The organism is Glycomyces lechevalierae (genome assembly GCF_027622945.1).
GTDB lineage: Bacteria > Actinomycetota > Actinomycetes > Mycobacteriales > Micromonosporaceae > Glycomyces > Glycomyces rutgersensis.
In genome coordinates this window covers 65,011-78,968 of record NZ_JAPZVQ010000011.1, presented here as the reverse complement: position 1 = coordinate 78,968, position 13,958 = coordinate 65,011, and the positions used below count along the sequence as shown (strand labels likewise).

The window sequence follows — 13,958 nt, the reverse complement described above, 5'->3', positions numbered from 1 at the left end:
ACGGAGGAGTGGGGCGGTGACGGGCCGTGCTCGGGCGCCTCGCGGCGCGAAACGGGGGAGGACGGCCTTGCCCCGCCGCCATACAGTGCTCGTGAATCGACAGTGGGAGGAACCTGTGGTGGGTCAGGTCGGCCAGAGCGGCACGGACCGGGCGGGGGCCGCGCTCGAGAGCGGGCTCGACCCGGCGGCCGAACGCGAGGCCCGCGCCGCGCTCGCGGGCTGGCAGCAGTTCGCCCGCAAGTACCGGTTGGCGTTCCGCGCCGAGCTGCAGGCGGAGGACCTCGGCGGCGAGACCGCTGAGGTGCTGGGCTCCCTTGGGCGCCTTGGCTTCCCGGTCGCGCGGGTGCGCGGGTGGACGCAAGGGGTGTGGGGCGGGCGGCCGAGCTTCGCCTTCAGTGCGCTCGACGCGACCGCCGCGGGCTCGATCTACCAGTTGCGGTGCAACGCCGTGCGGCTGCGGCAGAACGGGCCCGACGTGGTGCAGCACCGGCTGCTCGACGGCCACTCTTCAATGGCCGCGAACTGGCACCCGCACCGGGCGCGCTACCAGGCGATCGTCCTGCCGGACCCGCCGCGACCGCAGACGCGCCAGCGCGGCCGCATCGGGCGGTTCACCGCCGACGCGCTCGATCGCTTCTTCCGGCCGGTGCCCCGGCGGCTCCACACGGACGACCCGGCTTACGTGACGAACGTCGCCGCCGCCGCTGAGGCCGCCGGCCTCGACCTGTTCCGCTGGTCGTGGGCGGCGAAGGACGGCTGGCTTGTGGCCTGGAAGAGCGACGGCACGGGCGCGGACACCCACCAGCAGCGGGCGCGCTTCATGGACTTCCTTCCAGCCCTTGCCGACTGCCTCGACCGCACCCACAGCGACCGCGCCTAGGCGGGAGCGGCCTTCGGACGCTTCAGCTCCCCTTCAGGTTGGCTGAGCTAGCTTCGAAACCGGGGGTCCTTACCCGGAGGCGAGACCGGCTTTCGGCGTGCGGTCGAACAGGCCGCGCTTCAGCTCCCCTTCAGGTTCGCCCCGCTACCTTGGAAAACCGGGGACCCAAACCCAGAGGTGCGGCGCGCTTTCGGCGTGCGCCGGATCCGGCGGCCGGCGGTTCGTACGGCGAAGGCCGACCGCCCGTTCGGGCGATCGGCCTCCTCGTGGTCCGTACGGCGTCTAGCCGTGAGTCTTCGTCAGTTCCGCCGCGACCACGGTGTGGCGCAGCAGGAGTGCGGTCGTCACGGGGCCGACGCCTCGCGGGACCGGGGTCAGGCGGGCGGCGACCGGGGCGACCGATTCGTAGTCGACGTCGCCGACGAGGCCGCCGTCTTCAGTCGGGTTGGTGCCCACGTCGATCACCGTCGCGCCGGGCTTCACGAAGTCCGCGGTGATCATGCCCGCGCGGCCCACGGCCGCGACCAGCACGTCCGCCTCGCGGCAGACCGCCGCCAGGTCCTTCGTGCGCGAGTGGCACACGGTCACCGTGGCGGACTCGTTGAGCAGCAGCAGCGCCGCGGGCTTGCCGACCACAGTGGACCGGCCGACGACGACCGCGTTCGCGCCCTCGAGGACCAGGTCCTCGCGCTTGAGCAGCTCGAGCACCGCCGCGGCCGTCGCCGGAGCGAAGGTCCGCAGCCCGGCGGCCAAGCGGCCCAGGCTCTCCGAGTTCGCGCCGTCCACGTCTTTGAACGGGCTGATGTACCCGCCCACCTGCGAGAGGGTCACGCCCTCCGGCAGCGGCGTCTGGCAGATGATGCCGTGCACGGCCGGGTCCGCCGAGAGCTCTTGGAGCTTCGCGACGATCTCGTCCCTACCGGGGTCCTTGAGGTGCTCGACCCTGCAGTCGATGCCCTCCTTCTCGGCGGCCTTGCGGATCGAGCGCACGTACCAGGCCGTGCCCTCGTCGTCCGTGGGCACCACGACCGCGAGGGTCGGGACGATGCCCTCTTCGCGCAGCCGGTCCGCGTCGGCCGCGACCTCCGCGCGGATGGCCGAGGCGACCGCGCGCCCGTCGATGTCACTCATGCCCGAATCCTCTTCGCCACGATCTGCATGATCGCCTCAGCCTGCACCTTCGCCTGGAGCGCTTCGTTGAGCGTGCTCGCCAGGCGCTCCCGCTCGGCCGGGTCCTTGATCGCCACCACGTTGATGTCGACGTTCAGCGCCGCCGACTCCAGCGCCGACTTCGCCGCCGAAGCCGCCACGGCCACATCCGAGATCACGTTCGGGTTGGAGCCCTCCAGGATCCGGCCCGACAGCTTGATCACCTCGGCAGACACCCGCGCGACCGCGAGCGGCACCGCCGCGGCCTCGACCAGGCCCGCCTGGATGGCGGCGGTCCGGGCGGCCTTCTCCTCGTCAGAGGACTTCGGCAGCTTGTAGGCGGCCACGACGCCCGAGAACGCCTCGGCGTCGTCCTCCGCGAGCTGCAGCGCCTCCAGCCGCAGCCGCTCGGCCTCGGCCAGGGCCTCCCGCATCACCGCCTCGTGTTCGGCGAACTTCGGCTTGCCGATCGTCAGATTGCACACCATGGACACCAGGGCCGCGGCCATCGCCGCGCCCATCCCCGCCGCCGCCCCGCCACCCGGAGCCGGAAGCTCCGAGGCGAGGTCGGTCAGCCAGTCTTCAATAGTCGTCTTGCGCACCCGGCCAGCCTAGACGCGGCCCCAAAGGTGGGATGTCTTCGCTCGTCCCGGTGTGTCGCGCCGCCCGCCCCCGCTGTGAGGGTTCACCCAATGAGACACGTAAATCAGCGTGGTGGCCCCCGAGCCCCGCCACGTACCATTACCGCGTGAACCGCCAATGGCATGACCTGCGAAACCCTGGCCTCGTCCCCGTCGTCGCCGACGCGGAGGAAGCCGAGCGCTATCAGCTCGACGCCTGGCGGAACCTGCCCCGCGAGCAGGTTCCCCCGTGGGACGACTACGCCGAGGTCGAGGACGTCGCCGGGGTGCTCGCCGGCGTCCCGCCGATCGTCGCCCCCTACGAGGTCGACCACCTCCGCGAGCTCCTCGCCGAGGTCTGCGAAGGCCGCGCCTTCCTCATGCAGGGCGGCGACTGCGCCGAGACGTTCATCGACAACACCGAGCACCACGTGCTCGCGAACATGCGCACGCTCCTCCAGATGGCGGTCGTGCTCACCTACGGCGCCTCGCTCCCCGTCGTCAAGGTCGGCCGCGTCGCCGGCCAGTACTCCAAGCCGCGCTCGGCCGCGCTCGACTCGCTCGGCCTGCCCGTCTACCGCGGCGACATGTTCAACTCGCTCGAGGCGACCGAAGAGGCCCGCGTCTGCGACCCGCAGCGGATGATCCGCGCCTACGCGAACTCCGCCGCCACCATGAACATGCTCCGCGCCTACCTGCGCGGCGGCCTCGCCGACCTCATGGCCGTGCACGACTGGAACAAGGACTTCGTCCGCACCTCCCCGGCCGGCGAGCGCTACGAGGCCATCGGCCGCGAGATCGACCGCGCCGTGCGCTTCATGGCCGCCTGCGGCGTCGAGGACGAGAACCTGCACACCGCCGAGGTCTTCGCCTCGCACGAGATGCTCGCCATCGAGTACGACCGGGCGCTCACCCGCATCTTCGACGGCAAGGCGTACGCCCTCTCCGGCCACATGCTGTGGAACGGCGAGCGCACCCGCCAGATCGGCGGCGCCCACATGGACTTCCTGTCCCGCGTCGCCAACCCGGTCGGCTGCAAGATCGGCCCGACCGCCACGCCCGAGGGCGTCGTCGAGATGTGCCAGAAGCTCAACCCGGAGAACATCCCCGGCAAGCTCGTGGTCATCACCCGCATGGGGCACAAGAACGTCCGCACCGTGCTGCCTCCGATCGTCGAGAAGGTCCAGGCCGCCGGGTGCAAGGTCGTGTGGCAGTGCGACCCGATGCACGGCAACACCTACGAGTCCGCCTCGGGTTACAAGACCCGCGCGTTCGACCAGGTCGTCGACGAGGTCCTCGGCTTCTTCGAGGTGCACCGCCAGACCGGGACCCACCCGGGCGGCATCCACATCGAGCTCACCGGCGAGGACGTCACCGAATGCGTCGGCGGCGCCCAGGAGATCCGCGACGACCAGCTCTCCGACCGCTACGAGACGGCCTGCGACCCGCGCCTGAACACGCAGCAGTCGCTCGAGCTCGCGTTCCTCGTCGCGGAGATGTTGCGCCATTAGGGAATTCCCATAAGGTGAGCGCATGAGCGCTCACGATCTCTTCCTCCTCGGCGGAGTGTTCCCCGGCGTCACCCCGGCGGCGGCACTCCGCCGAGTCGTCTCCTATGCGCGACAAGCGGAAACGTCCGGCCTCGACGGCGTGTGGACCGCCGAGCACCACTTCATCGAGTACGGCGCGAGCCCCTCGGCGACCCTCATGGCCGCCCACCTCCTGGCCGCCACGGCACGGATCCAGATCGGCACCGCCGTCGCGGTGCTCTCCAACCGCCACCCCGTGGCCCTCGGGGAAGAGGCCGCCACGCTCGACGCGCTCGCCCCCGGACGCTTCCGCCTCGGCGTCGGCCGCGGCGGGCCCTGGATCGACCTCGACGTCTTCGGCTCCGGCCTCGACCGGTACGAGCGCGGCTTCGAGGAAGGCCTCTCGCTCCTGACCCGCTGGCTCTCCGGCGACGCCGAAGTGGCCCACGCCGGCGAGTTCTTCGACGTCCTGCCCGTGCGCGTCATGCCGCCCGGCACCGGACGGCCCGTCTGGGTCGCGGCCACCGGCGAAGGCACCGCCCGACTCGCCGGACGCTTCGGCATGCCGCTCCTCCTCGGCATGCACGCCCCCGACGACGATCATGTGGCGCTCATCGGCGCGTGGCGGCAGGAGGCCGAGGCCGCAGGGTTCGATCCCGATGCGGCCGAACACGTCTCGACGCACCTCGCCCAGGTCGCCGACGGGCCCGGCACGGTCGACCGGCTCCGTTGGTCACTCACCGAGCTGTTGACCCGCGGGGTCGGGCAGTACGTGAGCCTCAAACCCGGCCGCGGCTCACGCGACCACGCCGCCTACGTCGACTGGATGATCGAACGGCACGCCGTCGGCCCCGCCGACCACGTCGCCGAACGCCTCGCGTCCTCCGCCGAGAAGACAGGGGTCCGCCGCCAGCTCCTCATGGTCGAAGGCATCGGCGACCCGGATGCCGTGGGCGACAACATCGCCGCCCTCGGTGCAGTTCTCAGTACGACCGGTACGGCATTGCCGGAGGGCTCTGCGGCGGCAGCCCCTTGAGCGGGTCCCGGCCCTTCTGTCGGAACCACTGGTTCGCCGAGCCTGTGAACAGGCAGATGAGCGTCACCAGCGGCATCGCGAGACTGAGGAGGGTCCAGATCAGCCGCGTGCCGTCCGCGGGTGCGCCCACGTCGTTGCTCGCCTCGAACCCGGTGTAGATCCCGATGAAGCCGGACACGAAGGCCAGCAGCATGACCGCGATCGTCGTGATCTGCGCCCAGCGGCGGCCCGCGCCGATCTTCACGGCCAGGATGCCGAAGAGGATCACCAGTGCGATCGTCGCCGCGATGACGATCGTGACGACGGCCGCGAGGTTCTCGAATCCCTGAGAAAGGTCCCGCTCGAACTCAAGGTCGCTGAAGTTCAGTGCGTCAGACCAGAACAACGCGGTCAGCCCACCGCCCGCCCCGCAGCAGATCAGAAACGAGAACTGCAACCAGAGCATCACCTGAGCGGCCGTGACCGTCCCAGGCTTGCGGTGCAGCAGTTCAGGGGGAAGCGGGCTGGAGGGCGGCGTGGCGGCAGGCGGCGTGTACATGGGCGGGTCCTTCAACGGCGGGTCCGCCAAGTCTAGGCAGAGCCGTCCATCCGGCCCACCGCGCCGCTGGCGAACCAGCGGCGGCCCTCGGGCCCGTAGACGCACCCGAGGACGATCGCCTGGACGATGAGTGACGGTACGGAAGCAAAGAGAACGATGCCGGCCTCATTCGGATTCGATCCAAGAGCCCGAAAAGCTCCGGCGATGCAGGCGACGAGTACTGCCGTTCCGATGACGACCGTGGTTCGGGCTCGGCGGTCCGCTCTGCTGCTCCAACGATGGACGAAGTACGCGTAAGTGGTGATCGCGGCGAATCCCACGATCCAGGCCGAGAGCATTCCGAATCCAAAGGGATCTGATAGGTCGAAATATATTGCAACCCAGGCGAATGCACCGAGTAGAGCCCATCCGAATGAACAGTTCCCGCAGATCATGACGAGTGCGACCTGAATCCAGGTGAGCGTACGGGTCGCGGTGATGACGGTCGGCCGATTCGGCTTGGGCACAGGTCGAACCAGGATCGGCATTTCGGGATCGGCCGTGATCCTCTTCGGCCGGCGGCCGGGGGCTGTTGGATCTTGTGAAGGCATTGTCATTCCCTTTCCTCAGGTTTCCAATTCGTCTCGGGGATTCGCGAACCAGGCCTTCGCCGAGGGAGCGCAGAGGCAGATGGCGATGGATCCCTCGAAACCGATGGTGAGGAGAGGTTGGATGAAGGCGCTCGGCATGTAGGCGGAGGAGAAGAGGGCGATGAGACCGAGTGTGATCCAGACGCCGTTGAAGACGAGCGTCGCCGTCCTGGCCCAGCGGCGGCCGCGCAGAAGCTTGACGGCGAGGATGCCGACGAAGGTCAGCACTGCGGCTGGGATAAGCAGGACTCCGAGGCTGAAGAGCAGCATGGCGGCCGCTTCGTCTCCTTGGACTGGGCCGCTTTCGACATCGGCCATGCGAAGGAGGATGACCATCGCAAACGCGCCGAGGAGGCAGGGGATCGCCGCGAAGTGCAGCCACATGAGGACTTGCGCGGCGATGACCGCGCCGGGTGCGGATCGCTTGGAGGGTACGGGGATCGGGGCGGAATCCGGGATAAGGGGTGTGGGGTCCATCGGGATCCGTTCGCGAGATCGAATTGAACGTGTTCAAGGTTGAACATGTTCAATTTATCTCGGCGTGGCTTTCCAGGGGAAGAGCGGAGGCCTGTGAGCTGCGTCCACCTCCTTGCGGGCAAAAGTAAACGGCCCCACGCATGCGTGGGGCCGTCTCGGATTTCGCACTGCGTCAGTCGTGGAGGGCGTAGCGCAGGGCCTCGAAGAGGGTCTCGTCTTGGTACTCGTATCCGTGGGCCTGCAAGACTCCTGGCTTGATCTTGGCGCCTCGCAGGATTTCGGTGGCCGCTTCGCCCGCGACGATCTTGACCGCCCAGCCGGGGATGATCCAGGGGGTCGGGCGGTGGACCGCCGCGCCCAGGGCCTTGGTGAACTCGCGGTTCGTGGCCGGGTTCGGGCCGACCATGTTGACCGGGCCGTGGATTGAGTCGTCCTCGATCGCGGTGACCGCCGCGCCCACCCAGTCGCGCAGGGAGATCCACGGCAGGTACTGGCGTCCGCTGCCGAAGCGGCCGCCCAGGAACCACTTCCAGAACGGGACGAAGCGATCAAGCAGCAGGCTGTCCGGGCCGAGCACGTGGCCGGTGCGCAGCCGGACCACCCGCGCGCCCGACTCCTCCGCCGGGGCCGTCGCCGACTCCCACTTCAAGGAGAGCCGCCCGAGGAAATCGGCCGCCGCCGGGGTCGACTCGTCGACCTCGACATCCGCGCGGTCGCCGTACCAGCCCGCGGCCGAGGCGTTGACCATCACCGGGACCTTGGCCGCCGCGACCGCCTCGGCGAGGACCTTCGTCGGGATGACCCGGCTCGTCTCGATGCGCTTCTTGTACGCGGCGTTCCAGCGCTGGCCGCCCACGTTCACGCCGCACAGGTTGACGACCGCGTCGACGCCGTCGAGGATCTGCGGGTCGAGGGGCCCTCGGTAAGGGTCCCAGAGGATCTCGTTCTCCTCGTCGGGCCGGTGGCGCACCAGCCGGACGAGGTCGTGGCCTTCGCCCAGGCCTTCGAGCGCTTGCATCAGGGGCTTGCCGAGGTAGCCGCTCGACCCGGCGATGACGATCCGCATTCCGACAGCCTATGGCCTCGGCTCGCGGTACCAGTCTTGAACCTGGGTGCGGAGATTCGGAGCCTGGAGCTCGGCGTTCTGCTGGATCGCCGCGAGGGACTGCGCGGCGAGGGCCCGCCGCCATTCGAGTTCGGCGCCGCGCATGGCCGTGTCGATCGCGCACGGCGCGCGGAACGCGGACGCGGGCTCGTCGCCCCAGACGCCGTTCTGCCGGATCTCGGCGCACTGGAACGCCTCGGCCGGGCCCTCGATCGCGGTCAGCACGTCCATGAGCGTGATGTCCTTGAGGCCCTTGGCAAGCCGGAAGCCGCCCTTCTTGCCGGCGGTGGAGGTGAGGATGCCGGCCTTGACGAGCGGCTGCAGCTGCTTGTTGAGGTAGGCGGGCGGCAGGCCGTACCCGGCGGCGAGTCGGGCGGTCGAGACGGGGCCGTCGACGCCCATCCAGTCCAGGAGCAGGCAGCAGTGCGCGGCCCATTCGACGCCTTCGCTGATCTTCATACCTCGATCTTAGCTGTCCTGGTTTGAGGGAGGCGCTTTCGATGTACTCCGTTTCTGGGCATGAGATTCGGCACTGGTCTTGTACTTGCGGATCTTTATCTGGACATGTAGTGTCTAGATATGAGTTCCGGCGAGGGCCGGGACGCCAAGCAGAGGAGCCTCACGTGAACACCGTTGCCGCACCCGTCGTCGCCCGCGCCGCCACCGCCGAGCGGCTGGCCCACGCCCAGCAGTCGGTCATGACCCTGCTCGCCGACTCGTCCCAGACCGGCGGGGCGCTCTCCGTCCACCGCTCGACCTTCCCCAACGGCGGCGACGGCGCGCCCTCGCACTTCCACACCGGCACCAGCGAATCGCTGTTCGTCATCTCGGGCCGCCTGCAGGTCCTCACCGGCGACGAGGTCATCGTCCTGGAGGCCGGCGACTTCGTGACGATCCCGGCGGGCCTGCCGCACGCCTTCGGCGCCGCCGCCGGGCACGACGCCGACGTCCTCGCCGTGTTCACCCCGGCAGCCGACCGGTTCGACTACTACCGTCTGCTCGAACGTGTCAACCTCGGCGAGGCCGACCCGAAGGAGATCCCGGCCTCGGGCGAGCGGTACGACAACCACTACGTGGCGAGCGAGGCCTGGCAGCGGGCCCGCGCGGGGGAGTAGACGCCGAAACGGCCGCACGATCACCGTGCGGCCGTTGGCGTTCGGGTGCTACAAGCCGAGCCTGGAGAGGTTCAGACGGCCGAAGCGGTTGCGCCACGGCACGTCCGCCTTGAGGCCCGCCATCACCGACCGCTGCAGGGTGTTGTCCTGCGGCAGCTCCTCGACCGGCGTGTCCTCGGGGCGGCCGAACACGAAGCGCCACAGGTCGGAGCGGTTGCCCGCCGGGTCGCCCGGGCCCTGGAGGTCGAAGAGCGCGCCGAAGCCCGGGATGTTCGAGTGCTCGGGCAGCCAGTCGCGGAGCTGCGGGTCGAGCAGCCATGACTCGCACATGAAGACCAGGTCTTCGGGGCCGTCGTAGCGCTCGGGGAAGACCGTGGGGAAGAACTCGAGGGCCCATTCGACCGAGTCGCGCACGGCGTCGAGCGTGAGCGGGCCGCCTTCGCCGCGGATGTGCATGCCCACGAACGGTTTCGGGTCGGGCCCTTCGACGCAGAACTGGAGCCGCCCGAGCTGGTGGAGCGCGCCGCGCAGGTGCCCGGTGAACCAGTTGGCCACGTCCAGGCCGGCGCGGCCGTGGATGCGGCGGTTGAAGCGCAGCTTCTCGCCGATGTCGGCGAGGACCTTCCGCGAGAGGTCCTCGTCGATGCCGCGTCCGCGGTGGAACGCGAGCATGTCCGGGACGGCCGCGAGCAGCGGGTACAGGCCCAGCAGCGGGTGCTCCTCGGGAGGCTTGGGCCAGCCCAGCCATTTGCGCCCGCCCATGTCGGCGGCGATCGACTGGTAGAGGCGGTCGGCGGTCTCGCGCGCGGCGGGGTCGAGCGCGCCGAGGGCCTTCACCGCGTCGTCCGCGTCGTCGGCCTCCGCGCCGCACCAGTCGAGGAGGAGTTCGCGGACGTCGGCGGCGTCGGGTTCGGGGTACGCCTTCACGGCGCCGGGCAGCGGCAGGTCCTGAGTCACCGGCCTATGTCACCACGCCCGGCCCCCCGGCGGCAACATCGGGTCGGTCACCTTAGTCTGGGCCTTGTGCGACGGTTGCTGACGCCTCCCTGGATCGTCCTCCACTGCTTCGCGGTGGTGTTGACGGTCGCCTTCGGGCTGCTCGGCTGGTGGCAGCTCTCCCGCGCGCAGGGCGGCAACGCCATCAGCTGGGGATACGCCTTCGAATGGCCCCTGTTCGCGCTCTTCACGCTCGCGCTGTGGATTCGGCAGATGCGCCTCGAACTGCGCAAGGACCTCCCCGAGGAGGCGCGCCGCGGGAAACCCGAGCCGCCGCCGATGACTTCTCCCTTCGAGTCCGACATCTTGCGGGCCCGGCAGACCGAAATCGAACCGTCCCATGGGGGCCATGCATGAACGCCGCTCTGAAACGCTTCCGGATCGTCGCCTACATCGTCGGCACGTTCCTGATCCTGCTCATGTTCGTGGCGATGCCGCTGAAGTACATCGCGAAGGACGACACCCTGGTCTCGGTCATCAGCCCGATCCACGGCCTGTGCTACATGGTCTACCTGGTGCTGGCCTTCCACCTCGCCCAGCAGGCGGGCTGGAAGTTCTGGCCGCAGACCGTGGGCCTCATGCTCGGCGGCACCGTCCCGATCGCCTCGTTCTTCGTGGAGCGCTGGGCGCACCGCCGCATCCTCGAGGAGCACCCGCAGGCGGCCGACCCGAAGGTGCGCACCGAAGAGGCCGTCTGAACGCAGCGGAAAAGCCCGGCGAACTCGGTTCGCCGGGCTTTCCTCTTGCTCAGGACTGGAGGGCCGAGCCGGACTTGAACGTGTCCCAGTCGAGGGACCAGCCGGTGAAGCCGTCGCCCTGCGGCACGTCGATGCCGGTGTTCTTCACGATCACCGGGTCGCCCCAGCGCACGAAGTTGTAGACCCACTCGCCCATCTCGTCCGAGACGTTGAGGCAGCCGTGGGAGCCGTTGCTCTTGCCGAGCCGGTCGGCCGCCCAGGGTGCCCCGTGGATGAACTGGCCCGAGAAGGTCAGGCGCATCGCCCATTTGACGGGGGTCTCGTAGTCGTAGACCTGGGAGACGAAGGTCGACTCCTTCTCGCGGCTCATGATCGTCATGGTGCCGGAGAAGGACCGCGCGTCGTTCCCGTCGATGGGCGTGTCCGAGCCCAGCGAGATCGGGATGGTCTGCACGATCGAGCCGTCGCGGAAGGCCCGCATCTGCTTGGTGTCGTTGTCCGCCTCCAGGTACCGCGACTCGGAGTCGATCACGAACGCGGTCTCCTGGTCGAACTCGCCGTAGCGGTCCTCGCCGAGGGGGAGGCCGCCGAGCCCGAGCCGCACCGAGATCGAGGTGTTCGGCTGCCAGTACTCCTTCGGCCGGTACTCCAGGGCCCGCCCGGTGATCCAGTGCCACGAGCCTTCTTGCGCCGGTTCGGAAGTGACGAAGAGGCGGCGTTCGACGGAGGCGCGCTGCTCCTCGGGGACCTCGTAGTCGGAGAAGCGGAACGCGAGGATCGCGCCCACGCCGACCGTGGAGTCCTGGCCGGGCAGGTAGTTCTCGATCGAGACCCGGTTGCCCGGGGAGGCGATCGTGGTGAACGTCGACGTGGCGGTGGCGGTGATGCCGTTCGCGTCGTCGGCGGTGACCGTTGCCGTGTAGGCGGTCTCCCATTCGAGGGGGCTCGCGGGGACCCAGGTGGTCCCGTCAGGGTGCATGGCCCCCTCGACCTCGGCGCCGGAGGCGTCGGTGAGCTTGAACTCCTTGAACTCGCCGGATTCGACGGTCCAGGAGATCTCGGTCGCGGCGGTCGCGTCCGCGGCGCCGTCGGCGGGGGTGATCTGCACCTTCGCGGCGCTCTGCGGCGCTTCGGAGGACGCGTCGCCCTCCCCTTCGCCGAGGGTGCCCGATTCCTTCGTGCAGGCCGCCGCGAGGCCCACGACGGCGAGGCCGCCGGCGGTCAGCGCGCCGCGGCGGGAGATGGAGGACGGTCCGAAGCTCATGGAACCACGGTACACAGGGGCGGCGACACGTCGTCTACTTCGCACCTGTGACCTATTCGGCCCCAGCTCAAGGCAACCGGGGCGATCCTCAGGAGCGGATGCTCAGGTGCACGTGGTTCGTGTGGTCGGAGTTCGGCTCGCCGCCGGCGCCGGAATACGACTTCCAGCCGGAGGACGGCAGCCAGATCTGGCGGTACCAGATGACGTACTGCACGCCGAGTTCGTCGGCGTTCTCGACGAACCAGGCCGCGAGGTTCTGGCCGTAGTCGTAGTCGTCCCCGCCTGCGTTGCCGCCGAAGCCGTCCGGCTGGGCGGCGAAGTCGCAGGCGCGGCCCTTGCCGTGCTCGCCGAACGAGGACACCCGGTAGCACTTGACGTAGCGGGTGAACCCGACGATCTGGGCCTGCTCGAGGGCGTGGAGGGTGCGCGGGGTGAGACAGCCCTCGGTGGTCGGGTCGTCCTCGGTGCAGCCGTTGCTCTCGCCTTCGAAGGGCTCGGCCGGGGGAGCGTCGGAGGCGGAGGGGCCGACGGCGTCGTCGCCGCCGGAGGCCGCGAGCTCGCGGGCGGCCTCGTCGCGGGCGGCCTCCATGTCCCGGGTGACGTCCTCCTGCTCCTCGATGTTGTCGGCGAGGGTCTGGCGGGTCGCCTCGATCTCCTGCAGCCGGGTGATGAGCTCGTTGAGCCGGTCCGCGCGGGACTCGCCTAGGAACTGCATGAGCTCCATGGCGGCGATGGCGTCCTGCGGGTCGCCCGAGGCCATGAGCGCGGCCGTGGACTGCAGGTCGGAGGTGGTGGACGCGATGTACACGTACTCCTCGAGCTCGGTCCGCAGCGCGGCCGACTCCGCCTCGGAGTCGTCGAGCTCCTGCTCGAGGTCCTCCTGCTGCTGCTTGAGCGAGGCGAGCTCGTCCTGCGCGTCGAGGTAGGCGGTGACGGCCTCGCTCAGCGAGTCCGAGACGTTCCCCTCCTCTTCCTGCGCGGAGGACTGCGAGGCGGGCGCGACCAGGAACACCACTCCCGCGAGCGCCACGATGGGGAGCGAGAGCACCCGCTTGGCGCCGCTGAAGAAGGATCGCGGGGCGCGGGTGCGCGCGGGGGAGGAAGTACCGGCGTTCAAGGCTTGGGGTCCTTCGGTTGCTCGGAGCCGATTGGACGGGAGGTCGGCGTACAGCGTAGAACGGGAAGATTCCTCGAATGCAACGGGTCAATCCGCGTAACCGCTGGTAGTCACGGGACTACCCCCGTACTTGTTCGCCGGTATGGCGTGGCTTACTCGCGGGCCGTTCATACAGGTTCCGCCTGATAGGATTGTTCGAATTCGAACCAGCCGGCCGGGCGGGTGCCGAAACCGAGGAGGGAGGGCCGCCGAATGAGCGCGGGAGACTTCGAGAGCCGCTGGCTCGCACCCGACGTGAACAGCGTCTGGACCCGTTTCCTCCAGGTCACCCACCGCCTCGAGCACCACATCGACCGGCGGCTCCAGGAGCAGCACGGCATCACGCACACCCAGTACGAGATCCTGGTGCGCCTGGTCGACAGCGACGAGCGCGCGATGCGGATGAGCGACCTCGCCGACAGCATCGTGACCGCCAAGAGCGCCGTCACCTACCAGATCAACAAGCTCTCCGAGATGGGCCTGGTCGAGCGCCGCAAGTGCGGCCGCGACAACCGGGGCATCTGGGTGCACCTCACGGACGCGGGCGCCGAGCGCCTCGAGCGGGCCGCGCCCTGCATCCTCTCGCTGGTGCGCGAGCTGTTCCTCGACGCGATCAACTGCGACCAGGCCGCCGAGCTCGACAAGCTCCTCGGCACCTGGTCGGACAACCTCGACGAGCACGACCGCAACCCGATCGGGTACCCCGGCGACAAGGACCCCGCAGGCGCGTAAACGCTTTCGGTGCGCCCCGCCGGTGTAAGGCTCG

17 protein-coding genes are annotated in these 13,958 nt (G+C 69.4%); 7 read left to right on the top strand and 10 right to left on the bottom strand.

Translation table 11 applies throughout. The annotated features are described in order from the left end of the window. The first annotated feature begins 118 nt into the window (after nucleotides 1-118). Nucleotides 119-880: a hypothetical protein gene (locus O2L01_RS17295; RefSeq protein WP_270123242.1), complete on the top strand. Its 762-nt coding sequence runs from the start codon at nucleotides 119-121 to the stop codon at nucleotides 878-880. 282 nt (nucleotides 881-1,162) lie between these two features. On the opposite strand, the gene O2L01_RS17290 is transcribed toward O2L01_RS17295, so the two are convergent. Both O2L01_RS17290 and O2L01_RS17285 read right to left on the bottom strand, forming a co-directional pair. Next, complete coding sequence (locus O2L01_RS17290) at nucleotides 1,163-2,011, bottom strand: bifunctional 5,10-methylenetetrahydrofolate dehydrogenase/5,10-methenyltetrahydrofolate cyclohydrolase (RefSeq protein WP_270123241.1); 849 nt, start codon at nucleotides 2,009-2,011, stop codon at nucleotides 1,163-1,165. Next, nucleotides 2,008-2,631, bottom strand: coding sequence for a cyclodeaminase/cyclohydrolase family protein (locus tag O2L01_RS17285; RefSeq protein ID WP_270123240.1), 624 nt, complete (start codon nucleotides 2,629-2,631; stop codon nucleotides 2,008-2,010). The genes O2L01_RS17290 and O2L01_RS17285 overlap by 4 nt, the downstream gene beginning before the upstream one ends. 167 nt (nucleotides 2,632-2,798) lie before the next feature. On the opposite strand from O2L01_RS17285, the gene O2L01_RS17280 reads away from it, so the two are divergent. Continuing rightward, nucleotides 2,799-4,160, top strand: coding sequence for a class II 3-deoxy-7-phosphoheptulonate synthase (locus tag O2L01_RS17280; protein WP_344469206.1), 1,362 nt, complete (start codon nucleotides 2,799-2,801; stop codon nucleotides 4,158-4,160). Nucleotides 4,161-4,182: 22 nt separating this feature from the next. Continuing rightward, complete coding sequence (locus O2L01_RS17275; protein WP_270123238.1) at nucleotides 4,183-5,214, top strand: LLM class flavin-dependent oxidoreductase; 1,032 nt, start codon at nucleotides 4,183-4,185, stop codon at nucleotides 5,212-5,214. Here the strand turns inward: O2L01_RS17275 and O2L01_RS17270 are convergent. The 5 genes from O2L01_RS17270 to O2L01_RS17250 form a co-directional block, all read right to left on the bottom strand. After that, nucleotides 5,162-5,752, bottom strand: coding sequence for a hypothetical protein (locus tag O2L01_RS17270; protein ID WP_270123237.1), 591 nt, complete (start codon nucleotides 5,750-5,752; stop codon nucleotides 5,162-5,164). The two genes, O2L01_RS17275 and O2L01_RS17270, sit on opposite strands and share 53 nt — an antisense overlap. Before the next feature lie 32 nt (nucleotides 5,753-5,784). Continuing rightward, nucleotides 5,785-6,342, bottom strand: a complete 558-nt coding sequence (locus tag O2L01_RS17265; RefSeq protein WP_270123236.1) for a hypothetical protein — start codon at nucleotides 6,340-6,342, stop codon at nucleotides 5,785-5,787. Nucleotides 6,343-6,357: 15 nt separating this feature from the next. After that, the gene (locus tag O2L01_RS17260; protein ID WP_270123235.1) at nucleotides 6,358-6,765 is read right to left on the bottom strand and encodes a hypothetical protein; all 408 of its coding nucleotides are present in this window, start codon (nucleotides 6,763-6,765) and stop codon (nucleotides 6,358-6,360) included. A gap of 265 nt (nucleotides 6,766-7,030) precedes the next feature. Beyond that, nucleotides 7,031-7,924, bottom strand: a complete 894-nt coding sequence (locus tag O2L01_RS17255; protein ID WP_270123234.1) for a TIGR01777 family oxidoreductase — start codon at nucleotides 7,922-7,924, stop codon at nucleotides 7,031-7,033. Nucleotides 7,925-7,933: 9 nt separating this feature from the next. Further along, nucleotides 7,934-8,422, bottom strand: coding sequence for an RrF2 family transcriptional regulator (locus O2L01_RS17250; RefSeq protein ID WP_270123233.1), 489 nt, complete (start codon nucleotides 8,420-8,422; stop codon nucleotides 7,934-7,936). 164 nt (nucleotides 8,423-8,586) lie between these two features. Between O2L01_RS17250 and O2L01_RS17245 the strand changes: the two genes are divergently transcribed. Further along, nucleotides 8,587-9,078, top strand: coding sequence for a cupin domain-containing protein (locus O2L01_RS17245; RefSeq protein ID WP_270123232.1), 492 nt, complete (start codon nucleotides 8,587-8,589; stop codon nucleotides 9,076-9,078). A 48-nt stretch (nucleotides 9,079-9,126) separates the two neighbouring features. Here O2L01_RS17245 and O2L01_RS17240 read toward each other — a convergent pair whose 3' ends face one another. After that, on the bottom strand, nucleotides 9,127-10,035 hold the full coding sequence (locus O2L01_RS17240; RefSeq protein WP_270123231.1) for an acyltransferase domain-containing protein: 909 nt from the start codon (nucleotides 10,033-10,035) through the stop codon (nucleotides 9,127-9,129). A gap of 66 nt (nucleotides 10,036-10,101) precedes the next feature. On the opposite strand from O2L01_RS17240, the gene O2L01_RS17235 reads away from it, so the two are divergent. Further along, the gene (locus O2L01_RS17235) at nucleotides 10,102-10,431 is read left to right on the top strand and encodes a hypothetical protein (RefSeq protein ID WP_270123230.1); all 330 of its coding nucleotides are present in this window, start codon (nucleotides 10,102-10,104) and stop codon (nucleotides 10,429-10,431) included. Then, nucleotides 10,428-10,772, top strand: a complete 345-nt coding sequence (locus O2L01_RS17230) for a DUF3817 domain-containing protein (RefSeq protein ID WP_270123229.1) — start codon at nucleotides 10,428-10,430, stop codon at nucleotides 10,770-10,772. Before O2L01_RS17235 ends, O2L01_RS17230 begins: the two co-directional genes overlap by 4 nt. Nucleotides 10,773-10,821: 49 nt before the next feature. Here the strand turns inward: O2L01_RS17230 and O2L01_RS17225 are convergent, their stop codons facing one another. Both O2L01_RS17225 and O2L01_RS17220 read right to left on the bottom strand, forming a co-directional pair. Further along, complete coding sequence (locus tag O2L01_RS17225) at nucleotides 10,822-12,036, bottom strand: L,D-transpeptidase (RefSeq protein ID WP_270123228.1); 1,215 nt, start codon at nucleotides 12,034-12,036, stop codon at nucleotides 10,822-10,824. An 88-nt stretch (nucleotides 12,037-12,124) separates the two neighbouring features. After that, entirely contained in the window at nucleotides 12,125-13,153 is a 1,029-nt protein-coding gene (locus O2L01_RS17220) for a hypothetical protein (protein ID WP_270123227.1), read from the bottom strand. Nucleotides 13,154-13,405: 252 nt separating this feature from the next. Here O2L01_RS17220 and O2L01_RS17215 point away from each other — a divergent pair, with 252 nt between their 5' ends. Next, nucleotides 13,406-13,924: a MarR family winged helix-turn-helix transcriptional regulator gene (locus O2L01_RS17215; protein WP_270123226.1), complete on the top strand. Its 519-nt coding sequence runs from the start codon at nucleotides 13,406-13,408 to the stop codon at nucleotides 13,922-13,924. The last annotated feature ends 34 nt before the right edge of the window (nucleotides 13,925-13,958 follow it).

Bases quoted from the DNA above. Each gene is read 5' to 3' on its own strand.
- O2L01_RS17290 (WP_270123241.1), bottom strand. From the start codon at position 2,011: ATGAGTGACATCGACGGGCGCGCGGTCGCCTCGGCCATCCGCGCGGAG.
- O2L01_RS17270 (WP_270123237.1), bottom strand. From the start codon at position 5,752: ATGTACACGCCGCCTGCCGCCACGCCGCCCTCCAGCCCGCTTCCCCCT.
- O2L01_RS17255 (WP_270123234.1), bottom strand. From the start codon at position 7,924: ATGCGGATCGTCATCGCCGGGTCGAGCGGCTACCTCGGCAAGCCCCTG.
- O2L01_RS17275 (WP_270123238.1), top strand. From the start codon at position 4,183: ATGAGCGCTCACGATCTCTTCCTCCTCGGCGGAGTGTTCCCCGGCGTC.
- O2L01_RS17230 (WP_270123229.1), top strand. From the start codon at position 10,428: ATGAACGCCGCTCTGAAACGCTTCCGGATCGTCGCCTACATCGTCGGC.
- O2L01_RS17225 (WP_270123228.1), bottom strand. From the start codon at position 12,036: ATGAGCTTCGGACCGTCCTCCATCTCCCGCCGCGGCGCGCTGACCGCC.
- O2L01_RS17265 (WP_270123236.1), bottom strand. From the start codon at position 6,342: ATGCCTTCACAAGATCCAACAGCCCCCGGCCGCCGGCCGAAGAGGATC.
- O2L01_RS17250 (WP_270123233.1), bottom strand. From the start codon at position 8,422: ATGAAGATCAGCGAAGGCGTCGAATGGGCCGCGCACTGCTGCCTGCTC.
- O2L01_RS17260 (WP_270123235.1), bottom strand. From the start codon at position 6,765: ATGTGGCTGCACTTCGCGGCGATCCCCTGCCTCCTCGGCGCGTTTGCG.
- O2L01_RS17215 (WP_270123226.1), top strand. From the start codon at position 13,406: ATGAGCGCGGGAGACTTCGAGAGCCGCTGGCTCGCACCCGACGTGAAC.